Below are 19,827 nucleotides of genomic sequence, written 5' to 3'. Positions count from 1 at the left end.
TCGATAGCCTGGGTACAGTAATGCCGCGCCTGGACTCGCGCTTCGTTTTGCACCATCTCCTGCTTACATGACAGGCACATCCGCCTGTTCGGCCAACGCCACCCTGGCTGGCTGTTGCAACAACCCTCGGGGCAACCGAAAACCTTTGAACGGTTGTTGAGTAATTGGGTTGAAGGCTTTTTCCGCGTTCAGCCGGTAGCGCATCACACCATCACCCGTCCTGAAGCTCAGGTCCACGCTGGTTGCCGTACGTCCATTGAGCGAACCGCGGCTCAGCAGGCGGAACATCGACCAAGGCCCTCGATACTCCAGGCTGCTGCTATTGCCGTTCTGTCTGAGCAGGGTCAGGTTGCTGCGCACGTGTTGCCCCAAGGTATTGGGCCAGACAATGCCGGTGATCTGGCTTGGGCCGTGGGTGTAGGAAATCAGCTGGCCATCCAGATCCAGCAGGCTGGTGCGTTGATTTGCACTGAGCCCCAATGGCTCGATGCTGAACTGCACGCTGAGGTTACCGCGCTGATCAAAGAACGTTTCGCGGATGCGATCAGCCAGTTTCAGCTGCTCGATCACATCAGTACGGATCAGGGAACGCCCCTGCAGACCAGCCTGCAAGGCCTCCAGATTGTCCTTGAGAAAGAGCTTCAGGTATTGATCCTGGAACTGCTGCAGTCGCCCATTCGGTCCAAAGAACGCTTCAAAGTCTTCCAGCGAAGCGTCGGGTGCCCTGACGACGAATGGGTAGCGCTCGGCCAGGCGCTGCTGGAAGAAGCTGTAGACTTCAGCATCCCACCGTCGCTCCAGCTCGCGCAGCGCTTCAACGTTCAGCACTTGCGCCGTTTGCTCTGCCACCTTTCTGACGTGATGATTGATTGGCTCCGGCAAGCCAGTGGCGACGCGTTGCAAGGTGCCGATGGGGTCGTGCCCGGTCATTGAAAAGCGCTGATGCACCGCGTGCAGCGCGGCCTTGCCCCGGTCTGGGCTACCCTGTACCGCCTTGGCATAGTCGTGGACGGCGGCTATGGCTGCGTGGGTTTCATCGTAGTAGCTCGGCTTTTCGCCTGCAGCGTGCAACATGGCGTTCAAGCCTGCAAACGCCCGCTGGATGGCCAGCGCCTGTTGTTGCTCGGGCTTGCCGTTGACCAAAACAAGCGAGGGGGCCTCATCCGCCACGCCAACATTCATTGGTGATAACAGCGAACTGTTGTCGCGAACCGTCTCCAGCAATCGGTGCAACGGCGCCGCTGGCCCGGCCAACTGTTCAAGGATCGTGACGCCATGATCCAGGTCTCGAAAATCCGCCACGGAGAATGCGTTCAAGGCGCGGCGCCAGCTGTCGATGTAGTCGGCGCTGTACAGGTTGCGCAGGCGCTCGTTCAGCGCAGCCTGGTCGGCATCGGAGTAGTCCAGTTGAGCACGTTCCCCCAGTGCCCACTGGTCGATCATTGCCATTTCCGTAAAGCGCTGACTACGCGGTTCAAAATACTCCTTGAAGCCTTTGGCGGTGAGCATGGGCGCCAGCAAAACACCATTGTCGCCCTGGCTCGAGCCGGAAGACAGCTGGTAAACGACATCGAACGCAGGCCCCACCTGATGACGCAGGTCCAGACCGGTATGCAACTGCTCCTGGGCCTGCTGCTTCAGGCCTGCATACACGCGTTGTGGCAACGGCACCTTGCGCAAGGTCTGCTGCACGTCGCTGACACGCTGGCGATACTGCGGCAGGTCGGTATCCGCGTAGGCCAGGGCATACTTCAGGTGCCGCATGAGATCACGTTGCAGCTGCCCCTGGCCGGGGAAGGCCTGTTGCCACTGTCGCGCCATCCAGTCTTCGACCCATGCCGCTCGGCGGTTCCGGCGATCCTCGATCATCCGGTAAACCCGGAGCGCGGCCATTTGCTGCTCGCTGCCGGGGGGCGCCGCATCCATGGCATCGATCACGCCGCTGGCCAACGCAGGCAAGAAACGCCTGGACAACAAACTGAGGTACGCCTCATCCACGGTCGGCCCGATGGCACGGCCCTGGTACAGCCCCAGATCCGCAACACCCGGCCACGCAGCGCGGTAGTCGCCAAACACTGCTACCGCATCGCGGATCTGGTCCAGCGGCTCCAGCAAGTTGCGCCCGGTCGGGTCCAGACGCTGATCCACTTCGTGATGGCTGTACTCCCGGCTCTTGGCCAGCACGCTGGCGGCCTTGATGCCATTGATGTCGAAGTAACGATGCCAGCTGGCAATAGCGATACAGAAGGCCAGAACGCCTACAGAAGCACCCACCCACAGCAATTGGCGCTTGCGCCGTGCCACCCTGACGTTGTCGCCGGCAAGGCCGGCCTCCTTGTAGATGACCCGCCCAAAGGCCTGTTGAATGAAGTAGGCCAACGCCTTGCCCTGCGCCTTGCCCTCCAGCAAGGGGAGGCTGGTCTTGTAAGGCTGCGCCGCCTCACGGACAAAGGCGTTGCGCACGTCACCGTGCTGTACGACTGACGACCAATACACACCGCGCACCAGCGCCGGGGTGGTGAAACGGTCACTTGCCAAGGTCTCGCGCAGAAAGCTCAACAGTATTGGACGCAACCCGAGCAACTGCCTATGCAGTGAGTAGAGACGTGAGCGCAACGCAGGGCTACCCTGCACGTCCAGACGATCGATCACCTGCTCGAACAGCTGCTCCAGCAACCGATCGTAGTGTTCGCCATACTCGCCCAGCCAAGCGTCGAAGGTGTCGACAGCATCCAGCTTGAACGTGAATCCAAACAGGCTATTGCGCTTGGCGGCCGAAAGCTTGCTGTAGAATTGGTCGAAGCCGTCCAGCAGATCGAACTTGCTCAACACGACATACAGCGGCAAGCGCGAGCCCAACTGGCTGCTCGCCTCGTAAAGACGTGTGCGCAGCAGGTGGGCAAGTGCCGTGCGTTGCTCGACGGTACCGTGCAGCAGCGCGGGCAGGTCGACAACCAGCACCAGGCCGTTTAGGGCTCTCTGGCTTCGATTGCGCTGCAGCCAATCCAACAGATGCTGCCACAGTTTGGCTTGGGTTCCAGACGGTACCGAAGACTCAACGTCAGTGGAGTCACTGCCCAGCGAATCTGCGGGGCCGTTCTGGCTGATAAAGGCACCGGGCGGGTCGATGATCACCGCGTCATTGCTGATCCACCACCCCACGGGGTAGGCGAGCGCCTGCGCTGGCCGTCCCCGTGCCTGCGCCTTGTCGATGCGGGTCAACGAGAAACTTTGATCGGTGCAGTCAATAAAGCTGCTCTTGCCGGCCTGCCTGGCGCCCAGCACGAGGTACCACGGCAATCGGTACAGCGCGCGACGCCCACCGGCATTGTCCAGGTAGCGTGCGAGCCCTTGGCTCAACGCCTTCTCTTGTGCATGAACGAACGGTTGCGCCGGATCCACGTCGGCAGCCATCGCCTGCTGACGTTCTGCTTGCAAGCGGCGAAAGCGCGTTCTCAACACGATCAGCCAGCACAACAGCGCCACCAACACGAACACCAGGCTGGCCATACTACGATGCGCCACACTGGCCAACGGCTGCTGATCGCGCCACGTCCATTGCGGGCCGAGCCACCAGATGGCGACCAGCATCAGCACAGCGCCAAGCCCAAGTAGCAGCGGCATTGCCAGACCGATACGGGTCATCAGCGGCCAGCCCCAACGTTTGAGGTACTTCCAGAGTTGATTCATCGAGGCTCCTGCTCCTTGTTCCGATCGGCCAGCACGTGGGAGGACGCGTATTGTTGAAGCCGCTGAAATACCTCGGGCTCCCAGTCGCTGGCGGTGGTTTGCTGCATCGTGCGCGCTACCCCGGCGCACAGGTCCTGGGCTAACCAGGACACGCCTCGTGCGGCCAACAGGTCCGCTGCGATGAGGGTGGTATGGCAGCGCTCGCGAGGGGCTCGAAAATCTGCCTGCATCCCCTGCAGCCTTAGCAACACCGGTTCTACGCCGCCGCTTTCCAGCTGGCTGACCAGTTCTTCGCGAAGGCTGGTGAACTCTTGGGAAGCTCCGGCTTGCTCGGATTGCCCGTCTGCCCCTTTGAGCCAGGCCAGGCATTGGTCGTCGACAAACACCCGACCGTCGCTGAAGCACAGCTGCTGCAGCGCTGGCATGCGCAGCACGAAACGAGCGGTCGCCGCACGGATGGCCTCAGCCACTTCGCCTATCGCCAGCCGCGACGCGGCGGTTGCGGCAAGGAAGCTGCCGCGAATCCAGAAGGGCGAAGCCGACACACTTTTTTCAACCCGCTGGAGCAACGCCGCGTCGATTACGGTACCGGCGATGGCCTCCTCGTAGTCGCTGGCAATATCCCGCGGCACTGCCATCAACTCTGTACGGTTGCCCTGCCGGGTTTGCGGTGCGGCCTGGATGTGGGCCCACAGACCGAAGCGACGCAGTTGGTAGCCGGTCGGGTCGTAAGGGTCCTGCTGGTTGATCAGCTCGGCCATGCTCAGGATGGCTCGGCGCGTCTCGCGCTCGTTACCGATCGACATGCAGGGTTTCGGCGTGGCGATGACATCCACCAGCGGCGCAGGTTGGGGGCTCTCCACCGAGGCCTTGGGCGCATCGCACTCGCCAATACCGTTGGCAAGCGCCGTGTGTTTACGCAACAGGCGCTCCAGCTCACCCAGAACAGCCGGGTCAAGCTGGGCGGCTTCCTGCTGACGTAGCAAACGGGCCAATGCACCCTTCGCCGCTGCGGCGTGAGCCGGGGTGTAGGTGAAACGATCAAGGCGCGGCAGCGCATCGATCAAGCGATTGAGCACCAGGCCAACGACCTTGCGCTTGGTCAGGAAGCCCTTCGGGCCAGGCGCTGGATGAGCGGTTTCCCAATAGCCTTCGATCATTCCGCCCAGCAACGCCAAGGTGAACCCCCAGCGCTCCCAACAACCACTGCGCAGCCACGCAACGCTCAAGTGCGCGACGATCCGCAGATGCTTGCACTGTCGCTCCAGGTACTGACCGGAGGCCTCCTCGATGTAGTCCCAGTCGATAGACGCTTCCTGCAGCCCACCCAGCTTGACCATCTCCTGGTCAATGGCCTGGTAGGTTTCGTCTTCCCCATCGAACAGCCCCGCCGGCACCTGGGCATCGATGGGTGCGAGCAACCGTGTGATTTCTTGCGCCTCGACATCAGCTACCAGCGACATGTCTTGCGAGCCTCGTCGATAAGCGGGTCCAGCCCCTGAGCGTCAAAAACGAGTCCATCAACGGCAGGGTTGTCGCTCTCTACGTGAATGCGATGGGCCCCGATCAATTGCTTGATCTGCTCGATACCCGGCAAGCCTCTGCCGGCGTCGAGCACTTGGCCGTTTTCCATCACTTGCCACGGTGTGGGTACAGTAGCGCCCCGCTCCCCTCTCAACCGCACCTGCACTCGGCTGGCATCGACGGGTTGGGCGGTGACCAGTTGCAACCTCGAGATGTTCTGCACGCAGCTGATGATCAGGTAGGGGTGCGGTGCAACTGAAGCAATCGCAGGTGCAGAGATCAGGAGCCCGCCTTCTTCAGACCTGAGGCGAAACATCAAGTCCTCGGGCGCCCGCCCCGTCTCATGGATCAATACGCGACGCAACGTGGGCGTTTCCAGTTCCTGCGCTGACCACTGTCGGTGCGGCGTGAATCCCGGCGTACCCGCCGCCTGATCGAAACACGCCAGGCGTTCGATATTGGACACGATCCGTGGGCAGTCCTGCGATGCACGGGTCAAGGCAGGCATTAACAAGAACAGGAATGAAAGTCCGACGCCACCTGCATAACGAATAATCATCTCACCTTAACTCTCCCACTCAATCGTACACATGCCCGTGAATTAACCCAGCCATCCCAACAGCGGAAAAGAGGCTAGTACATAAACTCAATTCTATTCAAGAATTTATTTTGTTACATATTTGAACTCGACGCTCGACGATTATCCAGCGCATGGTTTTTAGGCAACGAACAACTCAAATCCCAGAAATCATGTTTATTAAACGTTTAACGCGCAAGCTTACTTGTAGGAAGCGTCCTACATATAAAACCCACACTAAAAAAGATATATAACCATGACTAAACCCTCCGGCTCCGTTGCACCCAAAGAACGCATCAACATCAAATATGTGCCCGCCACCGGTGACGAGCAGGCCGAGGTAGAGCTGCCGCACAAGATGATGGTGCTGGGTGACTTCGGCCTCGACGACAGCCGCTCCCTCGAAGACCGTCAGGTCATGCGCATCGATAAACACACCTTCAACAACGTGTTGAACGACGCCAATGTGAGCCTGGCCATGTCGGTGCCCTCCGCGCTTGGCGCTACTCCGGATGCAGAGCTGGCAGTCAACCTGCAATTCAAGTCCATCCAGGACTTCGGCCCAGACCGCATCGCACGCCAGGTGCCCGAGCTGAACAAGCTGCTGCAGCTGCGTGAAGCGCTGGTCGCCCTGAAAGGCCCGCTGGGCAACGTGCCCACCTTCCGCAAACAGTTGCAGCTTCTTTTGAACGACGCGCATGCCCGCAAGCAACTCGCGCAAGAACTGGACCTGGTGCTTGAAGCGCCAAAAGCCGACTGAGACAACGGAGCGCCCCCATGCCAAAGCCAAGCACAACTGTCACTGTTGAAACACAGGCCGAAACACTGAGCAATGCCACCTTGCTCGACCAGATCATGGCAGAGACCAAGTTGGTTCCCACGCAAGAGGGTTACCAAGTGGCCAGGCAGGGTGTATCCGCCTTCATTGCCGAAATTCTGAAAAGTCATGACCCAGATCAATTGATCAACAAACACCGCGTCGACCAGATGATTGCCGAGCTGGATCGGGTCCTCAGCAAGCAGATGGATGCCATTCTGCATGAACCCGCGTTCCAGCAACTTGAATCCGCGTGGCGAAGCCTCAAACTTCTGGTCGACCGTACGGACTTTCGCGAGAACATCAAGCTCGAAGTCTTGCACGTCAGCAAGGAAGACTTGCTCGATGACTTCGAGAACGCCGCCGACATTACCTGCAGTGGTATTTATAAACACGTCTATACCGCCGGCTACGGCCAGTTCGGTGGCGAGCCGGTCGCGGCAATGGTTGGCAACTACAACTTCGGCCCCTCTTCGCCTGATATCAAACTGTTGAGCTACATGGCGTCCGTCGGTGCCATGTCGCATGCGCCCTTCATTGCGGCACCCTCCCCGGAGTTCTTCAACCTGAGCAGCTTCGAAGCGCTACCCAATCTGAAAGAAATCAAAGACATCTTCGCCGGCCCACGGCATGCCAAGTGGCGCGCGTTCCGCGAGAGCGAAGATGCCCGCCACATCGCGCTGACCGGGCCGCGCTTCATGCTGCGCTCCGCCTACCATCACCAGGACCAGCCGATCAGCAGCTTCAATTACGATGAGAACATCAACGGCCGGCACGACAATTACCTGTGGGGCAGCTCAGCCTTTCTGTTGGCCAGCTGCATCAACGACAGCTTTGCCCGCTACCGCTGGTGCCCCAACATCATCGGCCCGCAATCGGGTGGTGCCGTCGAAGGCCTGCCGGTACATCTGTACGAATCGCTGGGCCAACTGCAGGCCAAGATTCCTACCGAGGTACTGATTTCCGACCGCAAGGAATTCGAGCTGGCCGAAGAGGGCTTTATCGCCCTGACCATGCGCAAGGACAGCGACAACGCCGCGTTCTTCTCAGCCAACTCGGTGCAAAAGCCGAAAAACTTCCCCAAGACACCCGAAGGCCTGCAGGCACAGACCAACTACAAGCTCGGCACCCAACTGCCCTACCTGTTCATCGTCAATCGCCTGGCCCACTACATCAAGGTGTTGCAGCGCGAGCAGATCGGCAGCTGGAAGGAGCGACGGGACCTTGAGTCCGAACTCAACAAATGGATCAAGCAATACGTCGCCGACCAGGAAAACCCTTCGGCCGATGTGCGCAGCCGTCGGCCGTTGCGTGCTGCCAGGGTCGAGGTCTCGGACGTGGCGGGTGATCCGGGCTGGTACCAGGTCTCGCTCGCCGTGCGCCCGCACTTCAAGTACATGGGCGCGAACTTCGAAATTTCCCTGGTAGGCCGGCTCGACACGCAATGAGTGGTTTCTTCGATCGCTTGATGGCGGACCCGTCCGCCATCCGGGAGCCGTCTCGCCAGGAAAGCGCTTCGCACAAGTTCGCGGCCATCAAGCGCCACCTCGAAACGTTGCTGAACGCTCGCCAAGGCTGCTCCCAGAGCAGCCCCGAGCTTGGCCTGCGCGACTTCAACGGGCATGACGTCAGCAGTGGCGACCTGCTGCAGCAAGTGAGCGCCGATATCCGCCGTACCCTCCAGCGCTTTGAACCGCGCATCCAAGTGCGCGCGCTCAAAGCGGTACCGGATTGTCACGCCCCGTTGGAACTGCATTTCAGGCTCGACTGCCAGGTGCAGGTCAACAACCAGGCAGAGCAGTTGCAGCTGGAGCTGCTGGTAAACGGACACAACCGCTACACCCGAGTGAGGTGACCCATGTCACTGAAGGACAGATTCAGCGAAGAACTGCGTTACCTGCACGAGTTGGGAAACGACTTCGCCAAGGACAACCCTCAGCTTGCCCGGCTGCTAGGCAAGGCGGGCAGCGACCCCGATGTCGAGCGGTTGATGGAAGCCTTTGCGTTTCTAACGGCCAAGCTTCGGCTGAAGCTGGAAGATGACCTGCCAGAACTCACCCACCCCATGCTGCAGATACTGTGGCCCAACTACCTGCGGCCACTGCCCAGCGCGACGATCATCCAGTTCTCGCCACGCAAACAATCGCTCAGCCAGTCACAGCACATTCTCAAAGGTGCAAGATTGTTCTCGAAACCCGTGGACGGCGTGCCCTGCGAGTTTCGTACCTGCACGGGAGTGAGCCTTCATCCGGTCGAAATCAGCGCCGTCAGCGCAACCCAGACACTCGACAGCTCTGTGGTTCGCATCGGCCTGCAAACCTTGGTCGAACGGCCACTGAATACGTTGGGCTGCGCCCGTCTGGATTTCCACCTGAGCGGCGACAACCGCACCGCTCTGACGCTTTATCTATGGATTGCTCAATACCTCAAACACGTCAGCGTGATCATGGACGGCGAGGTGCGCCGGCTACCGGCCAACAGCATCGCGTTCCCGGGTTTCAGCCCTGAGGAGGCCTTGCTGCCCTACCCGCGGAACGTGTTCGATGGCTACCGGATCCTGCAGGAATACTTCGTGTTCCCGAAGCGCTTCCACTTCTTCAGCATTACCGGCCTGGAAAAGCTGTGGCCGGCGCAAGCCTGCCAGCAGGTGGGCATCGAGTTCCACTTCACGCGTCAACTGCCAGAACCCCTTCGCGTTGGCACAGAAGATTTCAGCCTGTTCTGCACCCCGGCTGTCAACCTGTTCAAGCACAGTGCCGAGCCCATCGACCTGGCCAGCGAGGCTGCCCAGGTCGAGCTCAAGCCCAGAAGCGAGGAGCAGTCCGCTTACGAAATCTTCAGTGTCGATGAAGTCATCAGCACCCGAACGACCACTGACGGAAGCACCGGCGAGCACCTGCGGACTTTTCGCCCTTTCGAGTCGTTCGCCCACGAAATCGAGCATGTCCAAGGCCGCACGGCGCTGTACTACCGCTACCAACTCGAAGAGTCCCTGCGCGGCGATGGCGTGACCCACCGCATCGCCTTCGTGCGCGCCGATGCCAACAGCTATATAGGCGAGCTTGAAACTGCATCCATCGACCTGACCTGCACCAACAGGGACTTGCCGCTGGCGCTGGGCGTGGATGACATCAACGTCCTCACCGAAGTCACGCCGCCCCTGGCGACCTATACCAACATCTGCGCCCCCACCCGCCCCTACCGGCCCGTGCTGGATGGCCAGTTGCAGTGGGCGTTGATCTCCAACATGTCGCTCAACTACCTGTCGCTGCTGTCGGTCGAGCCGCTCAAGGCGGTGATTCGCACCTACGACTTCGCGGCGTTGCACGACATCCAGCAAGCGCGCACCACCGGCAAACGTCTCGACGGTATCCGCGAACTCCACACGCAGCCCATGGACTGGCTGATCAAGGGGCAACCCATACGAGGCCTGCACACCCAACTGAAGCTGGACCAGGCGGCCTTCCTCTGCGAAGGCGACCTCTACCTGTTCGGCTGCGTGCTCGCGCACTTCTTCGCCCTGTACGCCAGCATCAATTCCTTCCATCAACTGGAAGTGATCAACACCACCAACAACGAGCACTACACATGGCCCATCCAGACCGGCAAGCAACCGCTGATCTAGCCGACAAGCTGCTCGCCAATGCGCACCAGTACAACTTCTTCCAGTTGCTGGAGCGGTTGCATGGCCTGCACGGGGACGACCTGGAACCGCGTTGGGCGGATGAGGCCACCCGGCTGCGCGTGCGGCTGGCCAGCGACCCGCGCCTGACCTTTCCCGTCTCTGATGTGTACAAGGCCGAGCGGATGCCCGGGGAGGATGAGCGCTATCGCGTGTGCACCACGTTCATGGGGCTGCACGGTACCGACTCGCCCTTGCCCACCTATTACCTGGAACAGGTGGCCTATGAACATGCCCAGGGTGTAGGCGTGCGGCCGGCCTTCTTCGACTTCTTCAACCATTACCTGCTCAGCCTGCTGCACCGGATCTGGCGCAAGTACCGCTATTACATCCGTTTTCAACCCGGTGCGCGGGACGGGTTCTCCCAGTACATGTTCGCCCTGCTCGGGCTGAACGACAAACAGCTGCGCGGCGACACGACACTGCCCTGGAGCCGCCTGCTCAGCTTTGCCGGGGTTATCGCCAGCCGCAGCCGCGCACCGGGGACCGTCGCCGGCATCATCGCCCACTGCTTCGATCTGACGCACGTGCAGATCCGCGAATTCGAGACGCGCACGGTCACCACCAACAGCAAACAGCTTGTAAGCCTCGGGCGCAGCAACGGCGAGCTTGGCAGCACGTTCATGGTCGGCAGCCGCACCCGCACCCGCAGCAGCAAATTCACCATCCTCATCAGCGAACTCGACCAGGCGCAGCTGCATGACTTGCTGCCCAGCGGCATCAACTTCGGTCGCTTGCGCGCCTTGATTGATTTTCTGCTGCGCGATGGCCTGGCGTATGACCTGGAGCTGCGCCTGAAAAAGAACGCACTGTCGCCGTTCTGCCTGCACCGCAGCAAAGGCGCTTACCTGGGCTGGACCAGCTTCGTCGATGACCACGATGGCCAGATCAGTCCCGTTGTCCGCTTTCGGGGGCGCTCATGAGCACATTGACCTTGCGCATCATCAATCTCGACCAGGTGCAGCATACCGTCACCCTGCGTCATCGGTTTGATCGCACGGGCGGCACCATCGGCAGCGACGGGGCCGATTGGGTGATCAAAGACCCCATGGCGGCGTTCAAGGCGCTGGCTGAGGCGGCGCCATCAACCACGGCCCCGCTGCAACAGCTGACGGCGGGAGAGCGCCCATGAGCCGCCTGGCTTTCTTGATGGCGTCTCTGCTGATCGTGCTGGTCGGGCTGCCAGGTTGCACGTCCTTGAGCACAGCCACCAAGGTGGTGCTGGATCACTCGTTACCGATCGGGCCGCCCAAGGACGACCCCACCCAAGTCGCGTTCAGCATCAACGTCAGCCCAACGCTCAACAGCAACCCGAACAGTGTCGACGTGGCGGCCATCCCTGAGAGCATCCTGGAACCCAGCCCCTATGCAGTCACCTTGAGCGCCGGCGATCCGCACGCACTGACCGACAAAGTCGGGACCTTGCTCGCATACCTGCAAGCGCAATTCCCCGCGATGTCCCGCGTGGAAACCGGCGAAGAGGACCAAAGCGAATGGGCTCGCTCCCCGATGGAAGAAAGCTCGCCCGGCAGCTATGACGACCCCACGGTGGTGCTCACACTGCCGGGCAGCAAGGCCGAAGCCAGCGGGCCTGTCGCCACACCGATTGCCATCAAGATCCTGCAACTGCGCGATGACTCGCTGCTGCGCAACAGCGTGTACCAACTGCTGGACGATGACCCCGCCAAGGCACTGCGCAGTACCTACATCCGCGATGACGATTACCTGCTGAACCCAGGCCAGTTCAAGTTCATACCGTTTCAGCCCATCGAGCCCGAGACCCGCTTCGTCGCGGTGATCGGCGACTACAGAAACCAGGAGAACGCGACCTGGCAGCAAGTGTTGCGGATTCCGCCACGCGGCCACCAGATCATTCTCTCAGTGCTGGTCAATGACGCGCAGATCCTGCTCAAGGAGGAGGAATGACAGCGCCTCTGCACCCTATCCCCCTTACTCACGCTGACACGGAGCGCTCATGAGTTCACGTAACCCCGTTCTGTGGCCCGAAGGCCTGTTCGTCAAACCGCAACATTTCCAACAAGCTGCGCGGGCCAGTGAAGCGGCCTTGCATCAACGCCTTGGCAGCCTAAACGCGGCCTTCTACGGCTTCAGCGAACTGCAGCTGAGCACCGAATACCTGAGCCTGGGCAAGGTCGCCATCACCAAGGCGCGCGGCATCATGCCCGATGGCACGGTGTTCGATATTCCCGCCGATCTGCCTCCGCCGCCCCCCCTGGAAATCGAGGACGACGGTTCGAAAGACAGCGAGATTTTCCTGTGCTTGCCGCTGCGGACCGAGGGCGGCCGTGAAGTGAGCTGGCCCGACAATGCCGCCAACTTCCGCTATACCGCCCAGGCACAGGAAATCAAGGATACCCACAGCGCCGACGGTGACCTGGTGCAGGTCGACCTGGCCGTGCCCAACCTGCAGCTCAAACGTAAAGCCGATGACAGCAGTGCCTACACCCGCCTGGCCGTGGCTCGTATCCTGGAACGGCGCCCCGACGGTAGCCTGCAGTTGGATGAAACGTTCTACCCCACCAGCGTTTCGGTGCGGGCAGTGCCGGCCCTTCAGCGTTTCCTTGAAGAAATCACCAACACCCTGCGCGAGCGTGCGCGCAATCTTGCCGCCCGCATTGGCGCTTCGGGCCAGTCGGGTATCGCCGACATCCGTGACTTCAACCTGCTGCAGGCCATGAACCGCTGGTGGCCGTGCTTCAACCACCTGGCCAGGCAAGGACAAACACACCCCGAGCAGTTGTACCTGTCCATGAGCCAGGCGTGTGGTGAATTCGTCACCTTCACCGACGAGAACCGGCTGCCGCAGGAATACCCGGCCTACCACCACACCGCACTGCGTACCTCGTTCAAGCCCCTGGAGGACACGCTCCGTCGAGCCCTGAGCACGGTCCTGCAACCCCGCGCCGTGTCACTGCCGCTGGAGACCCTGGACTTTGGCGTGATGACAACCACGCTTGAAGACCGACGCCTGATCGACGAAGCCGATTTCATCGTCGCCGTGCGCGCCAACCTGCCGCCGCAGACGTTGCGCCAGATGTTCATACAGAAAGCCAAGGTCACCTCACTCGAATCCTTGAATGACCTGGTGCCGTTGCAACTGCCGGGCATCCCGCTGCTGCCCCTGCCGGTTGCACCACGCGACCTGCCCTTCCATGCGGGCTTCAGCTACTTCGAACTGGACCGCCGTGACCCCGCCTGGGCCTGCATGAAGACGGCCAACGGCTTCGGCTTCCACGTTGCAGGTGAGTTCCCAGGGCTTGAACTGCAGTTCTGGGCGATCAGGGGTGAATGATATGGAAAACAGTAACCCTACCCTCAACGACGCGAAGCACGTTGCGGATACGGATTTGCACTCGATGCTTGAGAAGTCGCTGCCCAACGACGCACCCGCACCCGCACCTGCAGCTTCCACTGCATCTGCACAGGAGCAGAAGCCGGAACCTGCATATCAGGGCTACCCCGCGGATCCGGAGTTTCAGCTCAGGGGTGGCTGCGCCAATCTCATGCTGGATGCCGCAGCGCCCTTGTTCGGGCTGGTCATGCGCCTGCGCACGCTTGATGAACTGCCCAACATCAAAGATGTGCATCAGCAAGTACGTATTCAGATCGACAGCATCCGGGAAGAAATACGCCAGCACGGCTATGAGCCCGCTCAGTTGCTGGCGTACTCCTACGGCCTGTGCCTGTACATCGATGAAGCGGTGATGGATCGGCCCTGGGGCAAAAGCAGTTGCTGGAGCCACGAGCCGCTGCTCAGCATCTTCCACGACGAGACCTGGGGCGGGGAAAAATTCTTCACCGTGCTTTCCCGCCTGATGCAGGAGCCCAAGCGCTATCAGGACGTGCTGGAGTTCATGTACTTCGCCCTGTGCCTGGGCTTGAAGGGCAAGTACGCCATCGCCCCCAAGGGCGAAGAGTCACTTAACGCCCTGATCCACCAGCTCCACGGGATCATCCGTGAGCTGCGCGGCCCTACGCCAGAAGAGGTCTGCGACCCCTACACCAACGTCGCCCCAAAGAACTTCCGCATGAGCCGGATATGGCCGTGGTGGAGCCCGTTGGTCATCTCCGCCATCGCCATGGCGGTGGCCTACGGGATCTACAGCTACCGCCTGCACCTGATCACAACCGAGGTGCTGGAGTCGCTGAACGGCATTTTGCAGCAATAGCCAACCGTGACACAGCACCACTGAGTTCAACGAATTCGCGAGGTTTTTGCCTCGCTGACAAGCCCATCGTTTCCGATGGCCACGCCACCTGTGGTGCGCGTGCTTTACCCACATGGACGCAGGAGTAACTGCCATGCCAACACCCGCTTACATCAAGATCATAGGCCAGACCCAAGGCAACATAACCGCTGGCGCCTTCACCGCTGACTCCGTCGGCAACGTGTTCCAACAAGGCCATGAAGATCAGATTCTGGTTCAGGAAATCAAGCATGAGGTGACTACGCCCACTGACCCCCAGAGCGGTCAACCGAGTGGCCAGCGCGTGCATAAGCCTTTCATATTCACCAGTTCACTGAACAAAGCTACCCCCCTGATGTATCAGGCACTTGCCACCGGCGAAATGCTGCCAACGGTCGAGGTCAGCTGGTATCGCACCTCGTCGGAAGGCAAACAAGAGCATTTTTTCACCACCACGCTCGAAGACGCCACCATCGTCAGCATCAATACCGTGCTTCCCCACGCACTCGACAAAGACAATGAAAACTACACCCAACTGGTTGAAGTATCGCTGGCTTATCGAAAGATCACGTGGGCTCACGATGTAGCCAATACCGAAGGCTCTGACGACTGGCGCGCACCTGCCGCCTGACCTGTGCAAATGCCCCGGGCAGGCCATGCCCGCACGGGCTTTGTGTTGATTCAGACGGCGGACAAGGATCTTTTATGCCTAGCCAATCTGATTTGCGCTACAGCTTTGAGGCACTCGTTGGCAAAGCTGAATTCGAGGTGGTGTCGTTCGAACTCCGCGAGGGCATCAGCGCACCCTTTGAACTGGAGCTGAAACTGATCAGCTTCGAAAACGACATCGACTTCGGCCATTTGCTCGACAAGCCCGTGCTCTTCACCATCCTGGAGGGAGAACGCCCGGTACGGTACGTGCACGGCCTTGTCAGCCGTTTCAGCCAGGCTGAAAGCGGCTTCTACCGCACCTACTATCACGCGCTGGTCGAGCCCCAACTGGCACGGGCCAACCTGCGCTCGAACTGGCGCATCTTCCAGCACAAGACCGTTCCGCAAATTCTCGAGCTGATGCTCAAGCGCCAGGGCATTGACCAGTACGAACTGCGCGCCAGCATGGACCATCAGGTGCGCGAATTCTGCGTTCAGGCCGGTGAGACGGACTTGGCGTTCATCGCCCGTCTTGCCGCTGAAGAAGGCTTCGTCTACCGCTTCGCGCACAGTGAAAAGCTGCACAAGCTGATCATCACCGATCGGCTGCAGTCCCTCGGCCTGATCAGCCATGGCGCCGTCAAGGCCGCCGATGAAGACGAGGGCTTATTCGATGACGATGAGCCTATAGACCCTGACAGCGTGCTGTACCAAGCCAACAGCGGTGGCGATCAAGCCATGCCCTGCCTTCGCCGCTTGCGCTACAGCGAGCAGGTGCGCACCGCTCGACAGGTTCAGCGCGACCACACCTTCACCAACCCGGCCTACCGCCAGGAGCACAGAGCCGCCGGGCCCTTCCTGGAGCACCAGAGCAAAGAGTACGAATACTTCGATTACCCCGGCCGCTATAAACGCGATGCCGTGGGCAAGCCCTTCACTGAAAACCGTATCACAGCGCTGCGCCATGATGTGCGTATTGCCGAGGTCCAGGGCGATGACGTGCGCCTGCAACCGGGGCTCAGTTTCACCCTGACCGGTCACCCACGTGACGACCTCAATGTGCATTGGCGGGTGAACACGGTTACCCATAAAGGCCACCAGTTCACCAGCCTGCAGGAAGAAGCCGCCGACGTCGATGTAAGCACGCGCTACGAGCAGACCGCAGTGCTGGTCCCCGGTCGGACCGAATGGCGCCCTGCGCCATTGAAAAAACCGCGAATCGACGGGCCGCACATGGCCACCGTCGTCGGCCCGCCTGGCGAGGAAATCTACTGCGATGAATGGGGCCGGGTAAAAGTCAGTTTCCCCTGGGACCGCGAAAGCCAGAACAACGAGTTCAGTTCGTGCTGGCTGCGGGTGTCTCAAGGCTGGGCGGGGGGCAGCTGGGGCTCGATGGCCATCCCTCGGATCGGCCAGGACGTGATCATCCATTACGTCAACGGCGACCCCGACCAGCCGATGATCACCGGGCGCACTTACTGCGGTGACCAACTGCCGCCTTACGACCTGCCCGATCACAAAACACGCATGACCATCAAGAGCCAGACCCACAAGGGGGAAGGTTTCAACGAGCTGCGTTTCGAGGATGAGCTGGGCAAGGAGGAAGTGTTCATCCATGCCCAGAGAGATCAGAACACTTTGGTCAATCACAACCAGTCCCTCTCTGTGGGCGTCGATCGCACCCAACAGGTTGGCCAGGACGAATCGGTCGCCATTGGCCGCAATCGTCTGCGCGTGGTCAAGGCCAACGACACCGTGAAAGTGGGGGGTGGCAAAAACGACCTCATCGCAGGCGACTACGAGGTCGAAGCGGGCAACACGCTACGCCTCAAGTGCGGCAAGACCCTTATCGAAATGCATGCCAATGGCACGCTGAACATCACCTGCGAGACCTTCAACTTCACCGCACAGCAGACCGGGCAGATCAACACCCTGGCGGCAAAGCTCGACCTCAACCCAACGGGTAGTTCGGCGGGTGCGGGCGCGAACGGGCGCGACAGTGACTCACTCAAGGCTGACGTGGATGGGCATTTCGAATAGCGCTCGCCCAGCCACCCTGCACTGAACTCAAAAAGGACTTACCCAAGATGACCCGATACCTGACGCACGATGTAATCCTCAATCTGGGTGATGAAGCCCACGAGGACTCGACGCTGAACATGCTGCGCTTTCCCGACAGGCAAACCACGTTGGTGATCGCTCGCAGCCCTGTTGCAAACACCAAGACCCTGGATGAGGCCTTGGACGACCAACTGAACCTATTACGGAAGAAGTCAAAGGCGCTGACCATTACGCCCGCGAAAGTGACCCGCCTTGGAAGCAATGAGCATCCGGTCGACAGTCGGGAAATGGCAATCCAGTTCATGGTCGGCGACAAGCCCCACTACCAGCTTCAGGCGGCCTGCCTGATACCGGGGCAGCAACGGATGCTGGTGCTCAACTACAGCAAGCCAGGGCCTTTGAGTGACGACGATATCAGCCACTGGCGCGCCCTCAAAGACGAGCTCCGATTTGCCTGAGCCTCTCCACGCACCAGGACAAGGACTTTCGGATTGCTAGGAGCTTACCGCCAATGGCGCAGACCGTTCACGCCGCCCGAATGGGCGACGCAATTCTTCATCCATCGCTTGCCGCTGAAATGATCAGCGCAGTTGCCGAAGCCGTTATCTATGCAGCGGCCACCGCAGCCGTCGCAGCAGCCATCAGCTTGGCCGTTGTTGGCACCGTAGCCACTGGCGGTGCGGCTGGAGTCGCCATCGCCGCAGTCGCGGGTGTGGCAGTCGGCGCAATGAGCACCCTTTCCGTCGGCGAAGACCAGACTGTCGGCGATGCAATCTCCAGCTTTTGCGACAGCCTTGGCAACAGCGTGGACTCGCCCGATCCCTACGGAAAAATCGCGAGCGGGTCAGCCAATGTGCTCATTAACAGTGAGCCCGCTGCTCGCGCGGCCGGCATCACTGGCCCACCTGGAGGCGGCGCAGCCGATACTGAACAAGAGGAACCGTCCATCCTGGAGAACGTCGGCTCCATGGCCATGGCTGCGGTGCCTTATCTCGTCCCGTTCGTGGGGCTGGGGATGGCCATACGTGACATCTTCAACCCGCCCGTGACCACACCGGCCGACCCAGGCTCGGAGCCCGCTGAAGGAGACAAGATCAGCTGTTCGCGCCACCCGCCCCTGCCCGACACCTTCATTGCGCAAGGCTCGGACAAGGTATTCATCAATGGCCAACCCGCAGCGCGTTCAGGTGACAAGACCACCTGCGATGCCACGATTGATGTGAATGAAAACGTATCGCCCAATGTGCGCATTGGTGGCGGTACGGCGACGGTCCGGGACATTCGCAACGGCAAGAGCAAGATTGCGATGTTTACCGGGATTATTGCGGGGATGCTTATCTCCCGAAGGTTTGGCCGCATCAAAGGGTGCACATTAGGCAACCCGGTTGCCGTTGCCACCGGGAGCAAGCTGCAGGAGGGTCCGGAGGACATCGATTTCAATCTCCCAGGCTTGCTGGGCATCCAATGGGCACGGCGCTACGACAGCAGGGACATGCGTAGCGACGGTCTACTGGGGATGGGTTGGAGCGTCCCCTATGAAGTGGAGCTGGCCCGCGTCCCACATCCTCAAGGCGGTACGCTGTGGATCTACATCGACAACGACGGTAACCGACTGGAACTGGGCCGGCTCAGTGCCGGTGATGCCTTCGTCAGTGCCGTGGACGGCTTGGCCTTCTTCCAGCTGGGGGACGGCCAGACCGTTGTCGAAGATATCAATGAAGGGCTTTATCGGGTTTTCGATACCGACCCGTTGAATTCGAAACGCTCACGGCTGATCAGGCTCGGCGACCGCAATCTCAATTGCCTCGACCTGCTGTACGACGAACAAGGGCGCCTGAAAGCCCTCTATGACAAGCACGGCCAAACGGTCGTGCAGCTTCACTATGCCGCCAGGCATCCCCAGCGTGTCAGTGAGATATCACGGGTGTTCCTGAAAAACGGTGGAACACCGACGGTAGAACGCAGCGAACTGCTGGTCAGCTATCGCTACACCGGCAACGGGCAACTGCATGAGGTATTGGATGCGACGGGTCAACGAGTCCGCCGCTTCACTTACACCCCCGAGGGCTATCTCAATAGCCATCAACTGGCTAGCGGTGCTGTCCGCGAATACGAATGGGCGCGCTTCGCCATTCCTGAAAAGCGCCCTGCCCCCAAGCGCCTGGACGGCACGCCCTACCGCTTGCCTCCACTGCTGGAGCCCCAACCCGATCACGAGTGGCGGGTGATTCGCCACTGGGGCAGCGATGGTGAAGAGTACCGGTTCGAGTACAACCTGGAAGCCGGTGAAACCCTCGTCACGGACAACCTCGGCCGCCGTGATCACTACTACTGGGGGCCACTGTACGAGGTCTATAAGCACATCGACCCTCAGGGCAACTGCTGGCTGGCGGAAGTTATCGCCGGACAGCTGATCAAGCGCATCGACCCGCAAGGGGGTGAATGGCGCTACAGCTACGATGATATCGGCCGCCTGATCGAAACCTGCGATCCCCTCGGCCGCCGCGAACACATCAAATACCTACGACATTGGGCGCTACCCATCCAGGTCACCGATACAGCCGGACGGACTCGGCAATACGGCTACGACAGCCACGGCAATCTGCTCTGGCAGCAA

The 19,827-nt window shown here is 60.4% G+C and carries 16 protein-coding genes; 13 read left to right on the top strand and 3 right to left on the bottom strand.

Features of this window, described 5'->3' with window-relative positions; all coding sequences use genetic code 11:
• Positions 1-63: 63 nt before the first annotated feature.
• From tssM to vasI, 3 genes are read right to left on the bottom strand one after another with little or no spacing between them, the layout of a single operon-like run.
• Positions 64-3,690: a type VI secretion system membrane subunit TssM gene (tssM, locus tag V7787_RS01575; RefSeq protein ID WP_064491957.1), complete on the bottom strand. Its 3,627-nt coding sequence runs from the start codon at positions 3,688-3,690 to the stop codon at positions 64-66.
• Complete coding sequence (gene tssA / locus V7787_RS01570) at positions 3,687-5,153, bottom strand: type VI secretion system protein TssA (RefSeq protein ID WP_064491958.1); 1,467 nt, start codon at positions 5,151-5,153, stop codon at positions 3,687-3,689. The genes tssM and tssA overlap by 4 nt, the downstream gene beginning before the upstream one ends.
• Entirely contained in the window at positions 5,141-5,773 is a 633-nt protein-coding gene (gene vasI, locus V7787_RS01565) for a type VI secretion system-associated protein VasI (RefSeq protein WP_336085106.1), read from the bottom strand. Before vasI ends, tssA begins: the two co-directional genes overlap by 13 nt.
• 274 nt (positions 5,774-6,047) lie before the next feature.
• On the opposite strand from vasI, the gene tssB reads away from it, so the two are divergent.
• The 13 genes from tssB to V7787_RS01500 all read left to right on the top strand — a co-directional run.
• Positions 6,048-6,551, top strand: coding sequence for a type VI secretion system contractile sheath small subunit (tssB, locus tag V7787_RS01560; protein WP_336085104.1), 504 nt, complete (start codon positions 6,048-6,050; stop codon positions 6,549-6,551).
• A 17-nt stretch (positions 6,552-6,568) separates the two neighbouring features.
• Entirely contained in the window at positions 6,569-8,056 is a 1,488-nt protein-coding gene (tssC, locus tag V7787_RS01555; RefSeq protein WP_104886372.1) for a type VI secretion system contractile sheath large subunit, read from the top strand.
• Entirely contained in the window at positions 8,053-8,463 is a 411-nt protein-coding gene (gene tssE, locus V7787_RS01550) for a type VI secretion system baseplate subunit TssE (protein WP_104886373.1), read from the top strand. Before tssC ends, tssE begins: the two co-directional genes overlap by 4 nt.
• Before the next feature lie 3 nt (positions 8,464-8,466).
• Positions 8,467-10,233, top strand: a complete 1,767-nt coding sequence (gene tssF, locus V7787_RS01545; protein WP_129933773.1) for a type VI secretion system baseplate subunit TssF — start codon at positions 8,467-8,469, stop codon at positions 10,231-10,233.
• Complete coding sequence (gene tssG, locus V7787_RS01540; RefSeq protein ID WP_129933772.1) at positions 10,197-11,213, top strand: type VI secretion system baseplate subunit TssG; 1,017 nt, start codon at positions 10,197-10,199, stop codon at positions 11,211-11,213. The genes tssF and tssG overlap by 37 nt, the downstream gene beginning before the upstream one ends.
• A complete protein-coding gene (locus V7787_RS01535; protein WP_129933771.1) occupies positions 11,210-11,422 on the top strand; it encodes a hypothetical protein in 213 nt (70 codons plus the stop codon). Before tssG ends, V7787_RS01535 begins: the two co-directional genes overlap by 4 nt.
• Entirely contained in the window at positions 11,419-12,216 is a 798-nt protein-coding gene (gene tssJ, locus V7787_RS01530) for a type VI secretion system lipoprotein TssJ (RefSeq protein WP_336085096.1), read from the top strand. Before V7787_RS01535 ends, tssJ begins: the two co-directional genes overlap by 4 nt.
• Before the next feature lie 49 nt (positions 12,217-12,265).
• Positions 12,266-13,603 (top strand): type VI secretion system baseplate subunit TssK, encoded by a 1,338-nt coding sequence (gene tssK / locus V7787_RS01525; RefSeq protein ID WP_336085094.1) that lies wholly within the window; start codon positions 12,266-12,268, stop codon positions 13,601-13,603.
• 1 nt (position 13,604) lies between these two features.
• Positions 13,605-14,480 (top strand): type IVB secretion system protein IcmH/DotU, encoded by an 876-nt coding sequence (icmH, locus tag V7787_RS01520; protein WP_104886379.1) that lies wholly within the window; start codon positions 13,605-13,607, stop codon positions 14,478-14,480.
• Positions 14,481-14,613: 133 nt separating this feature from the next.
• Positions 14,614-15,129, top strand: coding sequence for an Hcp family type VI secretion system effector (locus V7787_RS01515; protein WP_003251355.1), 516 nt, complete (start codon positions 14,614-14,616; stop codon positions 15,127-15,129).
• Positions 15,130-15,203: 74 nt separating this feature from the next.
• Positions 15,204-17,189, top strand: coding sequence for a type VI secretion system Vgr family protein (locus V7787_RS01510; protein ID WP_336085088.1), 1,986 nt, complete (start codon positions 15,204-15,206; stop codon positions 17,187-17,189).
• 47 nt (positions 17,190-17,236) lie between these two features.
• Positions 17,237-17,668, top strand: a complete 432-nt coding sequence (locus V7787_RS01505; RefSeq protein ID WP_129934019.1) for a DcrB-related protein — start codon at positions 17,237-17,239, stop codon at positions 17,666-17,668.
• Between the two features lie 53 nt (positions 17,669-17,721).
• On the top strand, positions 17,722-19,827 hold a 2,106-nt coding region (locus tag V7787_RS01500), incomplete at its 3' end, for a PAAR domain-containing protein (RefSeq protein WP_336085087.1).

It is taken from the genome of Pseudomonas sp. CGJS7 (genome assembly GCF_036961695.1).
The sequence above is the reverse complement of the archived record's forward strand: the minus strand, read 5'-3'. Positions and strand labels throughout refer to the sequence as shown.

Bases quoted from the DNA above. Each gene is read 5' to 3' on its own strand.
- tssM (WP_064491957.1), bottom strand. From the start codon at position 3,690: ATGAATCAACTCTGGAAGTACCTCAAACGTTGGGGCTGGCCGCTGATG.
- tssA (WP_064491958.1), bottom strand. From the start codon at position 5,153: ATGTCGCTGGTAGCTGATGTCGAGGCGCAAGAAATCACACGGTTGCTC.
- vasI (WP_336085106.1), bottom strand. From the start codon at position 5,773: ATGATTATTCGTTATGCAGGTGGCGTCGGACTTTCATTCCTGTTCTTG.
- tssB (WP_336085104.1), top strand. From the start codon at position 6,048: ATGACTAAACCCTCCGGCTCCGTTGCACCCAAAGAACGCATCAACATC.
- tssC (WP_104886372.1), top strand. From the start codon at position 6,569: ATGCCAAAGCCAAGCACAACTGTCACTGTTGAAACACAGGCCGAAACA.
- tssE (WP_104886373.1), top strand. From the start codon at position 8,053: ATGAGTGGTTTCTTCGATCGCTTGATGGCGGACCCGTCCGCCATCCGG.
- tssF (WP_129933773.1), top strand. From the start codon at position 8,467: ATGTCACTGAAGGACAGATTCAGCGAAGAACTGCGTTACCTGCACGAG.
- tssG (WP_129933772.1), top strand. From the start codon at position 10,197: ATGGCCCATCCAGACCGGCAAGCAACCGCTGATCTAGCCGACAAGCTG.
- V7787_RS01535 (WP_129933771.1), top strand. From the start codon at position 11,210: ATGAGCACATTGACCTTGCGCATCATCAATCTCGACCAGGTGCAGCAT.
- tssJ (WP_336085096.1), top strand. From the start codon at position 11,419: ATGAGCCGCCTGGCTTTCTTGATGGCGTCTCTGCTGATCGTGCTGGTC.
- tssK (WP_336085094.1), top strand. From the start codon at position 12,266: ATGAGTTCACGTAACCCCGTTCTGTGGCCCGAAGGCCTGTTCGTCAAA.
- icmH (WP_104886379.1), top strand. From the start codon at position 13,605: ATGGAAAACAGTAACCCTACCCTCAACGACGCGAAGCACGTTGCGGAT.
- V7787_RS01515 (WP_003251355.1), top strand. From the start codon at position 14,614: ATGCCAACACCCGCTTACATCAAGATCATAGGCCAGACCCAAGGCAAC.
- V7787_RS01510 (WP_336085088.1), top strand. From the start codon at position 15,204: ATGCCTAGCCAATCTGATTTGCGCTACAGCTTTGAGGCACTCGTTGGC.
- V7787_RS01505 (WP_129934019.1), top strand. From the start codon at position 17,237: ATGACCCGATACCTGACGCACGATGTAATCCTCAATCTGGGTGATGAA.